This window comes from Streptomyces sp. NPDC026062 (genome assembly GCF_055568375.1).
In genome coordinates, this window is record NZ_JBVHOQ010000054.1 from 1 (window position 1) to 17833 (window position 17833).

Sequence of the window (17833 nt, forward strand, 5' to 3'; positions counted from 1 at the left end):
GAAGCTCCGCTGCAGCACCAACCGGATCACCGACATCGTGAAGGCCGTCGTCGTCCTTCACCACGCCTCAACCTGAGGTTGGAAAAGGCTCACTGCCTCGATGCGGGCGGTTCGCTCCGCCTCGACCTTCCGGCGGGCGTATGCGGCCCTCCGTCTGGCGTTTTCGGTCTGCCGCTTCTCCTCGGCGGCTTCCCAATCGGCGGCCGGGCGGTGCGTCATGCGGGGATCTCCAACTGTTCTGCATGGCTCTCTGACGGCACGGTACGGGTGGGGGCTGACATTCCCTCGGCAGGGTCCTATTCGGCGCTCTCGGCGGCAGTCAGGGCGGGGACAGCAAAGGGCCCCGCTCCCTGGTAAGTCAGGAACGGGGCCCGTGCGCTGCCGTCTTACGCTTCCGCCTCATCCATCGCTATTGCGACCAGTTCAGCGGTAGCCGGGTCGGTTTCCCGGGCCCACGCCGGTTCGTCGAAACGCACTGCCACCCGCGATGCGTCGAACCGCTTCGGTGCGCCGGGCGTGGCCGGTTGAATCTCGGCATGGGTACCCATGTCCGCGAGCAGTGCCCGCCGCCCCTCGTCGTCGCGCCGCTCCCACTCGGCGGAGACCGGGCCCCCTGCGTCCACCCATCGGCCCTCGGCGTGGTCGGCTTCCTTTCGCAACTCAATCTCACGCTGTTCAAGGGCGGTGATCTGCTGAATCACGAGCTGACCCGCTCGGCCGCTCGGGTCCAACTGCGCAAGGCTTCCCGCCAAGCGGTCAATCTGCGTCCGAACCTCGGAGAGCTGGAGCACAGCGCTGCCGTCCGGCTCGGCCCAACGCTTGAGGTAGAAACCGCCGAACACGGTCAGGTAGCGGCGAGTGACAAGCTCGTCCACGGCTGACGCGAGAACGACGTTCGGCCGGTGAATGCCTGCCTTGCCGACGCCCTTCGGGCACACGTAGGTGCTGTAGTCCTTCCCATTCACGGCACGGCGCTGCTTGTACATGGGGCCGCTGCACTCAGCACAGCGCGCGATGTGGAGGAGCAGAGCCTTACCCCGGCTCGGTCGGTCCACGCCCCGACCCTTGGCCTTGCTGTCGAGTGCTGCGCGGACGCTGGTCCACGTCTGTGCGTCCAGGATGGCGGGCCCGGGGGAGACCGGACGCCCTTCCGCGTCGAGTACGGCTTGGTGGGTCAGTGCTCCCCGCTTGCAGCCCGGCTTGGCCTGTACGAGCCACCCGCGAAGGGCGGGGGTGTAGAGCACGTCCCGCAGTGTCGTCGTGTGCCACTTGGTGCCGCGTACCTTGCGGCCGTCGCGCTGTCGGGCGTGGTCTGCCGGGGAAGGGATGCCCCGCGCGGTGAGTTCCCGTGCGAGTCCTGCGACGGACGCGCCGTGATGAATGATCTTGTCGGCGCACTCCCGGATGATCGCGGCGGACGTCTCGTCGATGGCCCAGCGCTTGTCATTGACTGGGCCCGTGGACACGTAGCCGTATGGGGCGAGTCCGCCAAGGTGGTTGCCGCGCGAGCGGAAGTGCTCCTTGCTCGCTGTGATGCGGGCCTTGATCATGTCCCGCTCGTACTCGGCGAAGCTGGCAACAGGTTCGCGAGGAACGAACCGTTCTCCGGGTTGACCATCCCGTCGGCGGTGACGACCACTGAGTTTGACGCCTTAGCAGCGTCCAGCAGGCGCGAGAACTCCAAGACGCTGCGCGCGTACCGGTCGAGCTTCGCGGCAAGCACGTAGTCCACGCGGGGCAGCCACGCCAGAACCTCCCGCATACCGGGGCGGTCCTCCAGTCGGCTCGCTCCGCTGACGTTGGTGTCGGTGGCGACGTGCACAACCTTCCACCCGCGCTGTGCGGCGTACGCCTTGCAAGCGGCGATGCGGTGGTCGGGTGCTTCCTCGGCGAACAGGCGGGACAGCCGGTCGTAGATGACAACGGTCTTTTGGCTCATGGGGACCCCGAGCGAGTCACGCCCCCGGCAGAGGGAGGCGAATGACGCCATACCGCTATGCACGGTTAGGCGGGGCACTCGGGTGCGTGGCCGGTGTTCCGGGGCCTCGGCCGGTCCTCGGGTGGGGTGGCCGCGGCGTCCGGACCGTGCCGCGGCGCCCGCGCCCCGCGGGGCGGGCGGTGTGCAACTGCCGCCTCGGAGTTACGCCTTCTCGTCGGACCGCAAGGCCGCCGAGGTGGCGGTGGTAGACCTGAGGGCGTGACAGAACTCGACGTACAGGCGCTCCAGCAACGGCTCGCCGCCTTCGCGGCCGCCCGCGACTGGGGGCAGTACCACACCCCGAAGAACCTTGCGTCGGCGCTGAGCGTCGAGGCCGCCGAACTCATGGAGATCTTCCAATGGCTGACGCCGGAGCAGTCGGCCCGGGTCATGGAGGATCCCGGAACCGCGTTCCGGGTGGCGGACGAGGTCGCGGACGTTCTCGCCTACCTCCTGCAGTTCTGCGAGGTGCTGGGCATCGATGTGCTGGCGGCGCTTGCGGCCAAGATCGAGCGGAATGAGGGGCGTTTCCCGGTGCCGGAGCCCACGGATCCTTCGTTCCGTCACTCTTCGGAGTGATCGACTTGTTCACAGTCTGATTCGTGTCCACAGATTTCCGAAATCCCCTGGCCTTTCGGTACCAGTGCCTTCACTGTGGGTAATGGAAGAGGTGAGTGGGCTTTCGGATCGAACGGGGGCAGGGAATGGAAGCGGAGCGACTTGTAGCGGTCATTCGGAAGGCGTTGGCGCAGAGCCGGGGCACGCCGGACATCATCGCCGAGGCCTGGCAGGCCCAGGCACTCGCGCAGGCGATAGGGAGCCGGCTGGCGGCGAGCGGCCCCAAAGCGTTACGGGGCGAGGCGAGCGGACTCAGCGAGATCGGCGGGCGGAGCAACGGGTCGCTGGACCATCCCGCAGCCCGGTCCGGCGTGGCTCGGGCCGCTCAGCTCTCCGAGGTCGCCGATCCGCGCGCGTCCCTGACCGGCCTCGGCGTGCTGCTGGGAGAAGTGGGGATAGCCCTGGTCGGAGTGGCATGCGAGACGGATGAGCAGGGCCTGTACTGGCAGTGCATGGAGGCGATCGACGCCGCCGACGAGTCCACGGACCGGGTGCACGGCATGCTCCGGCTGCTTGACGAACGTGACCGGGAGAGCCAGGAGGATCTGGAGCGAGGTCGGGAGCGCGACGGCCCGCATGGCGTGCTGCACGGACCGGCGGGCCCCGCGTCAGACGGCGGCTGACCATCAGGCATCAGGCATCAGCCATATCTGGCATCAGACATCCAGTATCCGGCTTCAGGAACCAGGCACCGGTTCGCATCCGGGATCAGGGAACAGACACCAGTCGCATCCGGCATCCGGCATCCGGGACGGCCGGGGCGTGAGGCGCGGGGAGGGCGGCCGGAGGGGAGCGCATGGTGCCCGGAGGTGCAGGATGGAGGCATGGATCTTCGAATCTTCACCGAGCCCCAGCAAGGGGCGAGCTACGACACACTGCTCACCGTCGCGAAGGCGGCCGAGGACCTCGGCTTCGATGCCTTCTATCGGTCCGACCACTATCTGCACATGGGGCAGGGCGACGGCCTCCCCGGCCCGACGGACGCATGGATCACGCTGGCCGGGCTGGCGCGCGAGACCAAGCGGATCCGCCTCGGCACACTGATGACCGCGGGGACCTTCCGGCTTCCCGGCGTGCTCGCCATCCAGGTGGCGCAGGTCGACCAGATGTCCGGTGGCCGCGTCGAGCTGGGCCTTGGAGCCGGCTGGTTCGAGCAGGAGCACAAGGCGTACGGAATTCCTTTCCCCAAGGAGAAGTTCGGCCGGCTGGAGGAGCAGCTGGCGATTGTCACCGGTCTGTGGGCGACCGAGGTGGGCGAGACGTTCAGCTACGACGGCGCGTACTACCAGCTCACCGACTCGCCCGCGCTGCCCAAGCCCGCACAGGCCAAGGTGCCGGTGCTGATCGGCGGACACGGCGCCAAGCGGACGCCCCGGCTGGCCGCTCAGTATGCCGATGAGTTCAACATCCCGTTCGCCTCGCTCGAGGACAGTGAGCGACAGTTCGGCCGGGTCAGGGAGGCGGCCGAGGAGGCGGGCAGGGCCCCCGACGACCTGGTGTACTCCAACGCCCTGGTCGTCTGCGTCGGCAAGGACGACGCGGAGGTGGCGCGCCGGGCCGCCGTCATCGGACGGGACGTGGCGGAACTGAAGGCGAACGGCCTGGCCGGATCACCCGCCGAGGTGGTCGACAAGATCGGCAGGTTCGGTGGGATCGGAGCATCGCGTATCTATCTCCAGATGCTGGACCTCCACGACCTGGAACATCTGGAGCTGATCGCGTCGCAGGTTCAGTCCCAGCTCGACTGAGACCGCAGGTTCGGTCCCAGCCCTACTGAGAGAGGAGCAACTGTGCCGCCCGCCCGCCCCTCCGGGCGTCCTGCTCGGACGCCGCCCTCCCGCGCTCTTGCCGCAGCGCTCGCGGAGGGACCGGTCCTGCTCGACGGCGGACTCTCCAACCAGCTGGAGGCGCAGGGCTGCGATCTGTCCGACGCGCTGTGGTCCGCCCGGCTGCTCGCCGACGGGCCGGGACAGATCGAAGCGGCGCACAGGGCGTATGTGCGGGCCGGCGCGCAGGTGCTCATCACCGCCAGCTATCAGGCGAGTTTCGAAGGGTTCGGGCAGCGTGGAATCGGGCGGGCGGAGGCGGCCGGGCTCTTCGCCCGCAGTGTGGAGCTGGCCCGTCGGGCGGCGGAGGAGGCGGACCAGGAGGTCTGGGTCGCCGCCTCGGTAGGTCCGTACGGGGCGGTGACGGCGGACGGGGCGGAGTACCGGGGCCGCTACGGGCTCACGGTCCGCGAGCTGGAACGCTTCCACCGCCCCCGGATCGAAGCGCTGGCCGCCGCGGAGCCCGACGTGCTGGCGCTGGAGACGGTGCCGGACGTGGATGAGGCGCAGGCGCTGCTGCGGGTGGCGGGGGAGTGCGGGCTGCCGGTCTGGCTCTCCTTCACCGTGGCCGGAGGCCGGACCAGGGCCGGGCAGCGGCTGGAGGAGGCGTTCGCTCTTGTCGACGGAGGGGAACAGGTGGTGGCGGCTGGGGTGAACTGCTGCGATCCGGCCGAGGCGGACGGGGCGGTGCGGGCGGCGGAGGAGGCGGCCGGGAAGCCGGTCGTCGTCTATCCCAACAGTGGTGAACGCTGGGATGCGCAGGGGAGGCGGTGGGCCGGGGGAGCGACATTCGACCCCGGCCGGGTCCGGGCCTGGCAGGAGGCCGGCGCGCGCCTGGTCGGCGGCTGCTGCCGGGTTGGTCCGGCCATGATCGCTGAGCTGGCCGCGATGCTCGGCAAGGGAGGGACGGGAGGGCCCCGGTGAGAAGAAAATCCCTGGTGAGGGGGAGCGGACCTGACCATACTCGGACGTGTGTTCCTGACGATCAGTACCACCGGCACCCCGGAGCGTCCCGCCACCGATCTCGGCTTCCTGCTGCACAAGCATCCCGAGAAGGCGCAGACGTTCTCCACCTCCCATGGCACCGCGCATGTCTTCTACCCCGAAGCGTCCGCGGAGCAGTGCACGGCAGCGCTGCTGCTGGAGGTGGATACAGTGGCGCTGGTGCGGCGGGGCAAGGGCAAGGGCCGCGGTGGCGCTCCGGACGCAGCGCTCGCGCAGTACGTCAACGACCGTCCGTACGCGGCGTCCTCGCTCCTCTCCGTCGCGATGAGCACCGTCTTCAAGTCAGCGCTGAGCGGCACCTGCAAGACGATGCCCGAGCGGGCGGCGACGCCGATGCCGCTGCGGATCGAGGTCCCCGCCCTGCCGGCCCGTGGTGGTGCCGATCTGGTGCGGGCGCTCTTCGGACCGCTCGGCTGGTCGACGGTGGAGGCAGTGGCCGTACCGCTGGACGAGCAGTTCCCCGAGTGGGGGGACTCGCGGTACGTACGGCTCGTGCTGGCGGGCGAGTTGAGGCTCGCGGACGCGCTCCGTCAGCTGTACGTCCTGCTGCCGGTGCTCGACGACGCCAAGCACTACTGGGTGGCGCCGGACGAGGTGGACAAGCTGCTGCGGGCCGGCGAGGGCTGGCTGGCCGGCCACCCCGAGCAGAGGCTGATCACCAGCCGCTATCTGTCCCGGCGCTGGGGGCTCACCCGGCAGGCCATGCAGCGGCTGGAACTGGTGCGGCTCGCGGAGTCCGACGACCTCGACGTCGAGAGCATCGACAACGCGGTCGACGAGACGGCCGACACCGAGGAACGGCCGGTGCCGCTCGCCGAGCAGCGCAGGGCCGCGATCCTGGCTGCGCTGACCGCTGCCGGGGCGAGCCGGGTGCTCGACCTTGGCTGTGGTCAGGGGCAGTTGGTGCAGGCTCTGCTGAAGGACCCGAGCTTCACGGAGATCGTCGGCGTCGACGTCTCGATGCGTGCCCTGACGATTGCGTCGCGCCGGCTGAAGCTGGACCGCATGGGGGAGCGTCAGGCCGCTCGTGTGACGCTCAGGCAGGGCTCGCTCACGTACACGGACAAACAGCTGAAGGGGTACGACGCGGCGGTGCTGAGCGAGGTCGTCGAGCACCTCGACCTGCCGAGGCTGCCCGCCCTGGAGTACGCGGTGTTCGGCGCGGCGCGCCCGCGCACGGTGCTCGTGACCACGCCGAACGTCGAGTACAACGTCCGCTGGGAGACCCTCCCGGCCGGGCATGTCCGGCACGGCGACCACCGCTTCGAATGGACCCGGGCCGAATTCCGGGACTGGGCGGGCGAAGTGGCCCGCAGGCACGGGTACGGGGTGGAGTTCGTCCCGGTGGGCCCCGACGACCCGGAGGTGGGCCCGCCCACCCAGCTGGCCGTGTTCACGATGACCCCGGCGGACGGGACCGGCAGGACGGACGCGACCGGCAAGGCGGACGCGACCGGGACACCCGACAAGACCGCGAAGGAGGCGAAAGCCGCATGAGCAGCCCGAACGACAGCACCGGCACCAGCGACACCGGAACCGGAATCAACACCAGCGACACCAGCACCAGCGACACCGGTACCGGCGAAATCGGCGACAGCACCAGCAGCGGCACCGGGCGTGTCCTGCCCGTGACCGACCTCTCCCTCGTCGTTCTCATCGGGGCCAGTGGCTCGGGCAAGTCCACCTTCGCGCGCAGGCACTTCAAGCCGACCGAGATCATCTCCTCGGACTTCTGCCGGGGCCTGGTCGCGGACGACGAGAACGATCAGAGCGCCAGCCGGGACGCCTTCGACGTGCTGCACTACATCGCGGGCAAGCGCTTGGCCGCGGGACGGCTGACCGTCGTCGACGCCACCAGCGTCCAGTCCGAGAGCCGCCGTCAGCTGGTGCAGCTGGCCAGGGAGCACGACGTGCTGCCCATCGCGATCGTTCTCGACCTGCCCGAGGAGGTGTGCCTCGCGCGCAACGCGGGCCGCCCGGACCGTGCCGGGATGCCCCGCCATGTCATCCAGCGCCATCGCCGGGAGCTGCGCCGCTCGCTGCGCGGTCTGGAGCGCGAGGGCTTCCGCAAGGTCCACATCCTGCGCACCGAGGAAGAGGCCGAGCACGCCGAAGTGGTCCTGGAGCGCCGCTACAACGACCTCCGCCACCTCACCGGTCCCTTCGACATCATCGGTGACATCCACGGCTGCAGCTCCGAGCTGGAGACCCTGCTCGGCAGGCTCGGCTATGTGGACGGCTCGCATCCCGAAGGGCGCACGGCTGTCTTCGTCGGCGACCTCGTCGACCGGGGGCCCGACAGTCCCGGGGTGCTGCGCCGCGTCATGTCCATGGTCTCGGACGGCAGCGCGCTCTGCGTCCCCGGCAACCACGAGAACAAGCTCGGCCGTTACCTCAAGGGCCGCAAGGTGCAGCACACCCACGGGCTCGCCGAGACCATCGAGCAGTTGGAGCGGGAGGACGCCAGGGACCCGGAATTCCGGGAGCGTGTCAGGAAGTTCATCGACGGTCTCGTCAGCCACTACGTGCTGGACGACGGCAAGCTGGTCGTCTGCCACGCCGGGCTGCCCGAGAAGTACCACGGACGCACCTCCGGGCGGGTCCGTTCGCACGCGCTCTACGGCGAGACGACCGGCGAGACCGACGAGTTCGGTCTGCCGGTGCGATACCCGTGGGCGGAGGACTACCGGGGCCGCGCCACCGTGGTCTACGGCCACACCCCCGTGCCCACCACCTCCTGGATCAACAACACCATCTGTCTGGACACCGGGGCCGTGTTCGGCGGGAGGATGACCGCGCTGCGCTGGCCCGAGCGCGAGCTCGTCGACGTACCGGCCGAGCAGGTCTGGTACGAGCCGGTGAAGCCGCTGACCACCGAGGCGCCGGGCGGCAGGGAGGGCCGGCCGCTGGACCTCGCGGATGTGCAGGGCCGCCGGGTCGTGGAGACCCGGCACATGGGCCGGGTCGCAGTGCGCGAGGAGAACGCGGCGGCGGCGCTCGAGGTGATGAGCCGCTTCGCCGTCGACCCCAGGCTGCTCGCCTACCTTCCGCCGACCATGGCCCCGACCGCCACCTCGCAGGAGGAGGGCTATCTGGAGCACCCGGCCGAGGCGTTCGCGCAGTACCGGGCGGACGGTGTGGCCGAGGTCGTGTGCGAGGAGAAGCACATGGGCTCCCGGGCCGTGGCCCTGGTCTGCCGGGACGCGGACGCGGCGCGGGAGCGCTTCGGGACCGGCGACGTGGGCAAGGACAGCCCGACGGGTGCGCTGCACACCCGAACGGGACGTCCGTTCCTGGACGATGCCGCGCTCACCGAGACCGTGCTGGGCCGGCTGCGCGCGGCCGTCACCGCCGCCGGGCTGTGGGAGGAGTGGGACACCGACTGGGTGCTGCTCGACGCCGAACTGATGCCCTGGTCCCTGAAGGCGGCGGGGCTGCTGCGCTCGCAGTACGCCGCCGTCGGTGCCGCGTCCGGCGCCGTCTTCCCCGCAGCCACCGGGGCGCTCGCGGCGGCGGAGGCGCGGGGCATCGACGTCGGTGCGCTCGCGGAGCGGCAGCGGGGGCGGGCCGAGGACGCGGCCGCGTTCACCGAGGCCTACCGCCGCTACTGCTGGAGCACCGAAGGGCTGGACGGGGTGCGCCTGGCGCCGTTCCAGATCCTTGCCGTGCAGGGCCGCTCGCTCGCGTCCGTACCTCATGACGAGCAGCTGGCCTGGCTGGACCGGCTGGTGGAGCACGACCCCACCGGTCTGCTCCAGGTCACCCGTCGGCTCGTCGTCGACACCGCCGACGAGGCGTCGGTCCGCGCCGGTACCGACTGGTGGCTGCAGATGACAGGCCGAGGCGGCGAGGGCATGGTCGTCAAGCCGCTCGGCGCGCTCGTCAGGGACGGGAAGGACCGTCTGGTACAGCCCGGGATCAAGGTGCGTGGCCGGGAGTACCTGCGGATCATCTACGGCCCCGAGTACACCCGTCCGGAGAACCTGGACCGGCTGCGCGGACGCTTCCTCGGCCACAAGCGCTCGCTCGCCCTGCGCGAGTACGCCCTCGGCCTGGAGGCCCTGGACCGGCTGGCCGAGGGGGAGCCGCTGTGGCGGGTCCACGAGGCGGTGTTCGCGGTCCTGGCGCTGGAGTCGGAGCCGGTGGACCCGCGGCTGTAGCGCCGTGCCGGAGGGCCGGGACCATGAGCGGTCCCGGCCTTCCGGGGGATCTGGTAGCCGCGCGTCTGCGGGAGGGCTGCACGCCTCAGCCCGGGAGGGGCTGTGTGTCGCTGCCGGGGAAGGGCTGTGCAGCGCCGACGCAACCGGCTGGCGATTCGCCGGGTGAACGGCGTCCCGCGTGGTGAGGATGGGGGTATGGGATTCCATGTCGACTCCGAGGCCGGGCGGCTGCGCCGCGTCATCCTGCACCGCCCCGATCTGGAACTGAAACGGCTCACTCCGGAGAACAGGGGTGCGCTGCTCTTCGACGATGTGCTCTGGGTCCGCCGGGCCCGCGAGGAGCACGACGGCTTCGCGGACGTGCTGCGCGACCGAGGGGTGGAGGTGCACCTCTTCGGCGATCTCCTCCGGGAGTCGCTGGAGATTCCCGTGGCCCGAAGGCTCGTGCTGGACCGGGTCTTCGAGGAGAAGGAGTACGGACCGCTGGCCACCGAGCATCTGCGGGCCGCGTTCGAGGAACTGCCCACCGCCGACCTCTGCGAGGCGCTCGTCGGCGGAATGACCAAACGGGAGTTCCTGGAGCGGTACCGCGAGCCGACGTCCGTGCGCTTCCACGTCATGGACCTGGACGACTTCCTGCTCGGACCGCTGCCCAACCACCTCTTCACCCGAGACACCTCGGCCTGGATCTACGACGGCGTCTCCATCAACGCCATGCGCTGGCCGGCCCGGCAGCGCGAGACGGTCCACTTCGAGGCGATCTACCGCCACCACCCGCTCTTCACGAGCCCCGAGGCGGGCGCGTTCCACCACTGGTCGGAGGGCCAGGACGACTACCCCTCCACCATCGAGGGCGGGGACGTCCTCGTCATCGGCCGGGGCGCCGTGCTCATCGGGATGAGTGAGCGCACCACGCCGCAGGCGGTGGAGATGCTGGCCCGAGGCCTCTTCGACGCCGGGTCGGCCCGGACGATCGTGGCACTCGACATGCCCAAGAGCCGGGCCTTCATGCATCTCGACACGGTGATGACGATGGTCGACGGGGACACCTTCACCAAATACGCCGGCCTGGGCATGCTCCGCTCGTACACCATCGAACCCGGGGACGGCCCGCGCGATCTCAAGGTCACCGACCATCCGCCCGAGCACATGCACCGTGCCATCGCCGAGGCGCTGGGGCTGGAGTCGATCCGGGTCCTGACCGCCACCCAGGACGTGCACGCGGCCGCGCGTGAGCAGTGGGACGACGGCTGCAACGTACTGGCCGTCGAACCGGGCGTCGTCGTCGCCTACGAGCGCAACGCCACCACCAACACCCATCTGCGCAAGGAGGGCATCGAGGTCATCGAGATCCGAGGCAGCGAACTGGGCCGTGGCCGGGGCGGGCCCCGCTGCATGAGCTGCCCGGTGGTCCGGGACCCGGTGTAGACGGGCGTGCGGTACGGCTGCGGGGGCACGGGCCGGTGGCAGCCCCGCGCCGCACGCCCACGCGCGCACCCTCCGCCGCACGGCGACGCCTCCCGCCCACGGCGACACGCGCACCCCCGTCCACGCGACGCGCGGCGACGCGCATCGCGCACCGCACACCCCACCGTCCTGTATAGCGATGCAAAGGGTCGTATAGACTTCCAGGATTACCGTATGTGTCCCGTCCGACCCAGGAGCAGTCACCATGGCCATAGACCTCGCAGGCCGCCACTTCCTCAAGGAGCTGGACTTCACGGGGGAGGAGTTCCGCGGCCTGATCGATCTGGCCGCGGAACTCAAGGCCGCGAAGAAGTCGGGGGCCGAGGTCCAGCGGCTGCGCGGCAGGAACATCGCGCTGATCTTCGAGAAGACCTCGACCCGCACCCGTTGCGCGTTCGAGGTGGCGGCCGCCGACCAGGGCGCCTCCACCACCTACCTCGACCCCTCCGGCTCGCAGATGGGGCACAAGGAGTCCGTGCGGGACACCGCACGCGTCCTCGGCCGGATGTTCGACGGGATCGAGTACCGCGGTGACAGCCAGGAGGCCGTCGAGGAGTTGGCGGCCTATGGCGGTGTGCCGGTCTTCAACGGGCTGACCGACGACTGGCACCCCACCCAGATGCTCGCCGACGTCCTCACGATGACCGAGCACAGCGCGAAGCCGCTGGAGCGCATCGCCTTCGCCTACCTGGGCGACGCCCGGTTCAACATGGGCAACTCCTACCTGGTCACCGGCGCCCTGCTGGGTATGGATGTGCGGATCGTCGCGCCGAAGGCCTACTGGCCCGCCGAGGCCGTCGTCGCGCAGGCCCGCGAGCTCGCCGCGGCGAGCGGGGCGACGGTCACGCTCACCGAGGACGTCGCCGACGGCGTGCGCGGGGCGGACTTCGTCGCCACCGACGTCTGGGTCTCGATGGGTGAGCCCAAGGAGGTCTGGGACGAGCGCATCGCGGCCCTCGCGCCGTACGCCGTCACCATGGACGTGCTGCGGGCCACCGGCAACGCCGACGTGAAGTTCCTGCACTGCCTCCCGGCCTTCCACGACCTCGGCACCCGGGTGGGGCGGGAGATCCACGCCCGGCACGGCCTGACGGAGCTGGAAGTCAGTGACGAGGTCTTCGAGTCCGCGCACTCGGTCGTCTTCGACGAGGCCGAGAACCGGATGCACACGATCAAGGCCGTTCTGGTGGCGACGCTGGCCACGCGCTGACACGGTCGTACCGCATGATCATGCAATGAATTGAGTGAACATGCGTGCGAGTGTCTATTATGGTCCTGGTTGGTGGGGTTCGAGCTCGCACGCTCGAACCTCATTTTCGTGTGCGGTGGCCGGCCCCCACTGCCGTCGCCGCACATCCCCCCACCTGCGCCACCAGAGATGAGAGCACCGCCGTGAGCCCCCTGCGCCTGCCCGGTCCGCCCCGCCGCGTCAAGGACCCGCACCAGCTGATCGCCGAGTCCGGCGCGGACCTGGAGGGCCACGGGCTCAAGCGCACCATGGGGCTCTTCCAGCTGGTGTGCTTCGGGGTCGGCGCGGTCGTCGGCACCGGCATCTTCGTCGGACTGTCCGACAGTGTGGCCGAGGCCGGCCCCGCCGTGGTGCTGTCCTTCGTCCTCGCGGCGGTCACCTGCGTCTTCACCGCGTTCTCGTTCGCCGAGCTGGGCAGCGCGATCCCGGTCTCCGGCAGCTCGTACTCGTTCGCCTACGCCACTCTCGGCGAGCGCACGGCCTTCCTCGTCGGCTGGTGCCTGCTTCTGGAGTACGGGGTGTCCGTCTCCGCGGTGGCGGTGGGCTGGAGCCAGTACGTCAACGAACTGCTCGACAGCCTCATCGGGCGGCAGCTGCCTGCCGCGCTCTCCGCGGGGCCCGGCGACGGGGGCGTGATCAACCTTCCCGCCGTCCTCGTGGTGATGATGGCCGCGACACTGCTGGTGCGCGGAGTACGGGAGAGCGCCGGGGCCACGGCCGCGATGGCCGTGCTCAAGATCGCCGTCCTGATCATGTTCTGCGTCATCGCCTTCACCGCCTTCGAGCACGGCAACCTCACGCCGTTCCTGTCCCAGGGCGCGGGCGGTGTCACCGCGGGTGCCTCGCTGGCGTTCTTCTCGTACATCGGCTTCGACGCCATCACCACCACGGGCGAGGAGGTCAAGAACCCCCGGCGGAACATCCCGATCGCGATCATGATCTGCATCGGCCTGGTCACGCTGCTCTACTGCGCGGTCGCCCTCGCCGCGATCGGCGCCCTCGGCCCGGACGCCGTCTCCGACAAACCGGCCGCGCTCTCCCTCATCGTCGACCAGGTCACCGAATCGACCGTCGGCGGCGGGATCATCGCGTTCGGCGCGGTCGTCGCCATCGCCTCGGTCGTCCTCGCGGTGATGTACGGACAGACCCGCATCCTGATGTCCATGTCGCGTGACGGCCTGGTCCCCCGGGTCTTCGAACGGGTCTCCCCGCGCACCGCCACCCCGGTCGCCAACACCTGGATCGTCGCCGTCGTCTTCGCCGTCCCGGCGGCCTTCTCCTCGCTCGACGTGGTGGTGAACCTGACCACCATCGGGACGCTGGCCACGATGGTCGCGGTGAATGCCGCCGTGATCGTGCTGCGCCGCCGCAATCCGGAGGTGAGGGGATCGTTCCGAGTCCCGCTCCACCCGCTCAGTCCGCTCCTCGGCGTCGGCTTCTGTGTGTATCTGATGTACGGGACCGGCTGGTCGACCTGGGTGCAGTTCGCGGTCTTCCTGGCGGTCGGTGCTGCGGTGTACGCGGGCTACGGACGCGGCCGCTCGCGCCTGGCGGGCCGAGCCGGCGCGGTAGAACAGGCCGACGGCTGAACAAGCCGACGGCTCAACATGCCGTGGGGCCGGTGACCGCCGGCGCCGGTCAGCCGGGCCGGGGCCGAGCGGTCCGGCAGACAGGGCGCGCCGGCAGCGTGCGCGCCGGAAGGTCAGGCGGTCGGAAGCGTGCGCGCCGGAAGGGTGAACCACACCGCCTTGCCACGGTTTGTCACGCGGTGGCCGCACGACGAACTGAGGGTGCGGATCAGCAGCAGTCCCCGGCCGTGCTCCTGCCACGGATCGGGTACGGAGTCCGGATCCGGGCGGGAGAGATCACCCGGCGGGGCCGGATCGCCATCGTGCACCTCCACCTGGCAGCCGCTCGGCAGGAGCTCCACCACCAGCTCGACGGGCTCGTTGCCCGGGGTGTGCTCCACGGCGTTGGCGACCAGTTCGGCGGTCAGCAGTTCGGCGGTGTCGCTGTCGGCGGGGGCGTCGAGGTCCGCCAGCACCGTACGGATCAGTGCCCGGGCGATCGGCACCGCGGCCGTGGAGTGCGGCAGCGCGATACGCCAGGTGGCGGGTGCGGAAGCATCGGACGGCACGGCGGGGATTCCGTTCGCGAGAGCGTGAACAGTCCTGGACCCAAGGGTTCCTGGGCTCAAGACCTCTTGGTTTCAACCATACGAATCCCCATGACACGGGCAAGGGGCTGCCGACCGGTACGAACGGGACGTTCGTCACTCCGGTTTCACGCTCTTCTTATTGCGCACTCGTGACGGAAGTCACGTACGAGTGATAAATTCGGGGTCAGGCAGCAGCCCGACGGCCGAAGGGGACCACCCTCGATGAGTCCGTTTCCCAGCTCCGCGTCCCCCACGGAGAAGTGGCGCCATCTGCGGGTCACCACACGGGACGGCGTCGCCACCGTCACCCTCGCCCGGCCCGAGAAGCTGAACGCGCTGACCTTCGGCGCCTACGCGGATCTGCGCGACCTCCTGGCCGAGCTGGCGCGGGAGCGCTCCGTACGCGCCCTGGTGCTGGCCGGCGAGGGGCGCGGCTTCTGCTCGGGCGGCGATGTGGACGAGATCATCGGCGCCACCCTCGCGATGGACACCGCGCAGCTGCTGGACTTCAACCGGATGACCGGACAGGTCGTACGGGCCCTGCGGGAGTGCCCGTTCCCCGTCGTCGCAGCCGTGCACGGCGTCGCCGCCGGAGCGGGCGCCGTCCTCGCGCTGGCCGCCGACTTCCGGGTCGCCGACCCCTCGGCGAAGTTCGCCTTCCTGTTCACCCGCGTCGGGCTCTCCGGCGGCGACATGGGCGCGGCCTATCTGCTGCCCCGGGTCGTCGGCCTCGGTCACGCCACCCGGCTGCTGATGCTGGGCGAACCGGTCCGTTCCCCCGAGGCCGAACGGATCGGGCTGATCAGCGAACTGGCCGAGGAGGGCCGGGCCGACGAGCGGGCCGCCGCCCTCGCCCGGCGCCTCGCCGACGGACCCGCGCTCGCCCTCGCCCAGACCAAGGCGCTGCTCACCGCCGAACTCGACATGCCGCTGGCCGCCGCCGTGGAGATGGACGCCGCCACCCAGGCCCTGCTCATGCACGGTGAGGACTACGCCGAGTTCCACGCCGCCTTCACCGAGAAGCGGCCGCCTCAATGGCAGGGCCGGTGATCCCCGTGACAGCCCCCGGCAAAGAGGCGAACGCCCTCCGCCGGATCGCCGTCATAGGCGGCGGACCCGGCGGGCTCTACGCCGCGGCACTGCTCAAGCGGCTCGGTCCGCAACGCGAGATCACCCTCTGGGAGCGCAACGCCCCCGACGACACCTTCGGCTTCGGCGTCGTCCTCTCCGACGAGACCCTCGGCGGCATCGAGCACGCCGACCCCGTCGTCCACGCGGCCCTCCAGCGCGAGTTCGTCCGCTGGGACGACATCGACATCGTCCACCGCGGCCACACCCAGACCTCCGGCGGCCACGGCTTCGCCGCACTCGGCCGCCGCCGCCTCCTGGAGATCCTGCACGAACGCTGCGCCGGCCTCGGGGTGAACCTGCGCTTCCGCGAAGAAGCGCCGCCCGTCGCGGAACTGGCCGCCTCGTACGATCTGGTGATCGCTGCCGACGGCGTGCACAGCCGCACCCGCGACACCCACGCGGAACGCTTCCGGCCCCGCGTCACCACGCACCGCTGCCGCTACATCTGGCTCGCCGCCGACTTCGCCCTGGACGCCTTCCGCTTCGAGACCGCCGAGACGGCGCACGGCGTGATGCAGCTGCACGCCTACCCCTTCTCTCCCGAGGCCTCGACCGTCATCGTCGAAATGCGCGAAGAGGTCTGGCGTGCGGCCGGATTCGACGACCGCGACCCCGCCGACTCCATCCGGCACTGCGCGAGGATCTTCGCCGACGCCCTCGGCCACCGGCCCCTGCGCTCCCACAACTCCTCCTGGCTCACCTTCCGTACGGTCGTCAACAGGAGCTGGTCGCACGGGAACACCGTCCTCATCGGCGATGCCGCCCACACCGCGCACTTCTCCATCGGATCAGGCACCAAACTCGCCGTCGAGGACGCCCTCGCCCTCGCCGCCTGCATCGAGGAACAGCCCGTCCTGGCCGACGCCCTCACCGCGTACGAGAACGAGCGCCGTCCCGTCGTCGAGTCGACGCAGCGCGCCGCCGCCGCCAGCCTGCGCTGGTTCGAGGAGCTGGGCACGTACGTCGACCAGCCGCCCCGCCAGTTCGCCTTCAACCTCCTCACCCGGAGCCGCCGCGTCACCCACGACAATCTGCGGCTGCGCGACGCCTCGTTCACCGAGGCCGTCGAGGACGAGTTCGGCCGTGATCCCGGCACCCCGCCGATGTTCACCCCGCTGCGGCTGCGGGGCCTGGAGCTGCGCAACCGGGTGGTCGTCTCGCCCATGGACATGTACTCCGCCACCGACGGCGTCCCGGGCGACTTCCACCTCGTCCACCTCGGGGCGCGCGCCCTCGGAGGCGCCGGGCTGGTCATGACGGAAATGGTGTGCGTGAGCCCGGAGGGCCGGATCACCCCCGGCTGCACCGGCCTCTACACCGACGAACAGGCGGCCGCCTGGACCGGGATCACCGACTTCGTGCACACCGGATCGCCCGGCACCGCGATCGGGATCCAGCTCGGCCACTCCGGCCGCAAGGGCTCCACCAAGCTCATGTGGGAAGGCATCGACCAGCCTCTGGACCACGGAAACTGGCCGCTCGCCGCCGCCTCCCCGCTCCCGTACGCGCCCGGCGTCAACCAGATCCCGCACGCCCTGGACCGAACCGGTATGGACACCGTCCGCGAACAGTTCGCGTCCGCCGCCGAGCGTGCCGGGACCTGCGGATTCGACCTCCTCGAACTCCACTGCGCCCACGGCTATCTGCTCTCCGGATTCCTCTCCCCGCTCACCAACCACCGCACCGACCTGTACGGCGGCACCCTGGCGAACCGGCTCCGCTTCCCGCTCGAAGTCTTCGACGCGGTACGCCAAAGGTGGCCGGACGACCGGCCGATGACCGTAAGGATCTCCGCGACGGACTGGGCCGAGGGCGGCACCACGGGCGAGGACGCCGTCGAGATCGCCCGCGCGTTCGTCGCGCACGGGGCCGACGCCATCGACGTCTCCACCGGCCAGGTCGTCCCCGCCGAGCGGCCCGAGTACGGCCGCTCGTACCAGACCCCGTACGCCGACCGGATCCGCAACACCCTGTGCGTGCCCGTCATCGCCGTCGGCGCCATCTCCTCCTGGGACGACGTCAACTCCCTGCTGCTCGCGGGCCGCGCCGACCTCTGCGCGCTGGCCCGCCCGCATCTGTACGACCCGCACTGGACGCTCCACGCGGCGGCCGAGCAGGGCTACACCGGACCGGGCGCGCCCTGGCCGCTCCCTTACCGCGCGGGCAGCCGCACCCCGCCGGCCGGACGTACGGACGCACCGAAGCCACGGCTCACCCTGGGCTGAGCGGCGGGCGGGCGAT

Annotated in this window: 14 protein-coding genes; 11 read left to right on the plus strand and 3 right to left on the minus strand. The window is 70.4% G+C overall.

Annotated elements, in window-relative coordinates; genetic code table 11:
• Positions 1–386: 386 nt before the first annotated feature.
• Both ACZ4LX_RS33580 and ACZ4LX_RS33585 read right to left on the minus strand, forming a co-directional pair.
• Positions 387–1550 carry a recombinase family protein gene (locus tag ACZ4LX_RS33580; RefSeq protein WP_467650823.1) on the minus strand — a complete coding sequence of 388 codons (1164 nt, stop codon included), beginning with the start codon at positions 1548–1550 and terminating at the stop codon, positions 387–389.
• Positions 1547–1939, minus strand: coding sequence for a recombinase family protein (locus ACZ4LX_RS33585; RefSeq protein WP_467650822.1), 393 nt, complete (start codon positions 1937–1939; stop codon positions 1547–1549). Before ACZ4LX_RS33585 ends, ACZ4LX_RS33580 begins: the two co-directional genes overlap by 4 nt.
• A 258-nt stretch (positions 1940–2197) precedes the next feature.
• Here ACZ4LX_RS33585 and ACZ4LX_RS33590 point away from each other — a divergent pair, with 258 nt between their 5' ends.
• From ACZ4LX_RS33590 to ACZ4LX_RS33630, 9 genes are all read left to right on the plus strand, one after another.
• Positions 2198–2557, plus strand: a complete 360-nt coding sequence (locus ACZ4LX_RS33590) for a nucleotide pyrophosphohydrolase (RefSeq protein ID WP_467650821.1) — start codon at positions 2198–2200, stop codon at positions 2555–2557.
• Positions 2558–2682: 125 nt separating this feature from the next.
• The gene (locus ACZ4LX_RS33595) at positions 2683–3219 is read left to right on the plus strand and encodes a DUF6099 family protein (protein ID WP_467650820.1); all 537 of its coding nucleotides are present in this window, start codon (positions 2683–2685) and stop codon (positions 3217–3219) included.
• 201 nt (positions 3220–3420) lie between these two features.
• Complete coding sequence (locus tag ACZ4LX_RS33600; protein ID WP_467650819.1) at positions 3421–4344, plus strand: LLM class F420-dependent oxidoreductase; 924 nt, start codon at positions 3421–3423, stop codon at positions 4342–4344.
• A gap of 42 nt (positions 4345–4386) precedes the next feature.
• Positions 4387–5346 carry a homocysteine S-methyltransferase gene (gene mmuM / locus ACZ4LX_RS33605; RefSeq protein WP_467650818.1) on the plus strand — a complete coding sequence of 320 codons (960 nt, stop codon included), beginning with the start codon at positions 4387–4389 and terminating at the stop codon, positions 5344–5346.
• A 48-nt stretch (positions 5347–5394) separates the two neighbouring features.
• Positions 5395–6924: a 3' terminal RNA ribose 2'-O-methyltransferase Hen1 gene (locus ACZ4LX_RS33610; protein WP_467650817.1), complete on the plus strand. Its 1530-nt coding sequence runs from the start codon at positions 5395–5397 to the stop codon at positions 6922–6924.
• On the plus strand, positions 6921–9587 hold the full coding sequence (locus ACZ4LX_RS33615) for a polynucleotide kinase-phosphatase (RefSeq protein ID WP_467650816.1): 2667 nt from the start codon (positions 6921–6923) through the stop codon (positions 9585–9587). Before ACZ4LX_RS33610 ends, ACZ4LX_RS33615 begins: the two co-directional genes overlap by 4 nt.
• A gap of 195 nt (positions 9588–9782) precedes the next feature.
• Positions 9783–11015 (plus strand): arginine deiminase, encoded by a 1233-nt coding sequence (locus ACZ4LX_RS33620; RefSeq protein ID WP_467650815.1) that lies wholly within the window; start codon positions 9783–9785, stop codon positions 11013–11015.
• A gap of 244 nt (positions 11016–11259) precedes the next feature.
• On the plus strand, positions 11260–12264 hold the full coding sequence (gene argF / locus ACZ4LX_RS33625; RefSeq protein ID WP_467650814.1) for an ornithine carbamoyltransferase: 1005 nt from the start codon (positions 11260–11262) through the stop codon (positions 12262–12264).
• Between the two features lie 182 nt (positions 12265–12446).
• On the plus strand, positions 12447–13892 hold the full coding sequence (locus ACZ4LX_RS33630) for an amino acid permease (protein ID WP_467650813.1): 1446 nt from the start codon (positions 12447–12449) through the stop codon (positions 13890–13892).
• 113 nt (positions 13893–14005) lie between these two features.
• Here the strand turns inward: ACZ4LX_RS33630 and ACZ4LX_RS33635 are convergent, their stop codons facing one another.
• Complete coding sequence (locus ACZ4LX_RS33635) at positions 14006–14440, minus strand: ATP-binding protein (RefSeq protein ID WP_467650812.1); 435 nt, start codon at positions 14438–14440, stop codon at positions 14006–14008.
• A gap of 243 nt (positions 14441–14683) precedes the next feature.
• Here ACZ4LX_RS33635 and ACZ4LX_RS33640 point away from each other — a divergent pair, with 243 nt between their 5' ends.
• Positions 14684–15511: an enoyl-CoA hydratase family protein gene (locus ACZ4LX_RS33640; protein WP_467650811.1), complete on the plus strand. Its 828-nt coding sequence runs from the start codon at positions 14684–14686 to the stop codon at positions 15509–15511.
• Entirely contained in the window at positions 15496–17817 is a 2322-nt protein-coding gene (locus tag ACZ4LX_RS33645; RefSeq protein WP_467721351.1) for a bifunctional salicylyl-CoA 5-hydroxylase/oxidoreductase, read from the plus strand. Before ACZ4LX_RS33640 ends, ACZ4LX_RS33645 begins: the two co-directional genes overlap by 16 nt.
• Positions 17818–17833: the final 16 nt, after the last annotated feature.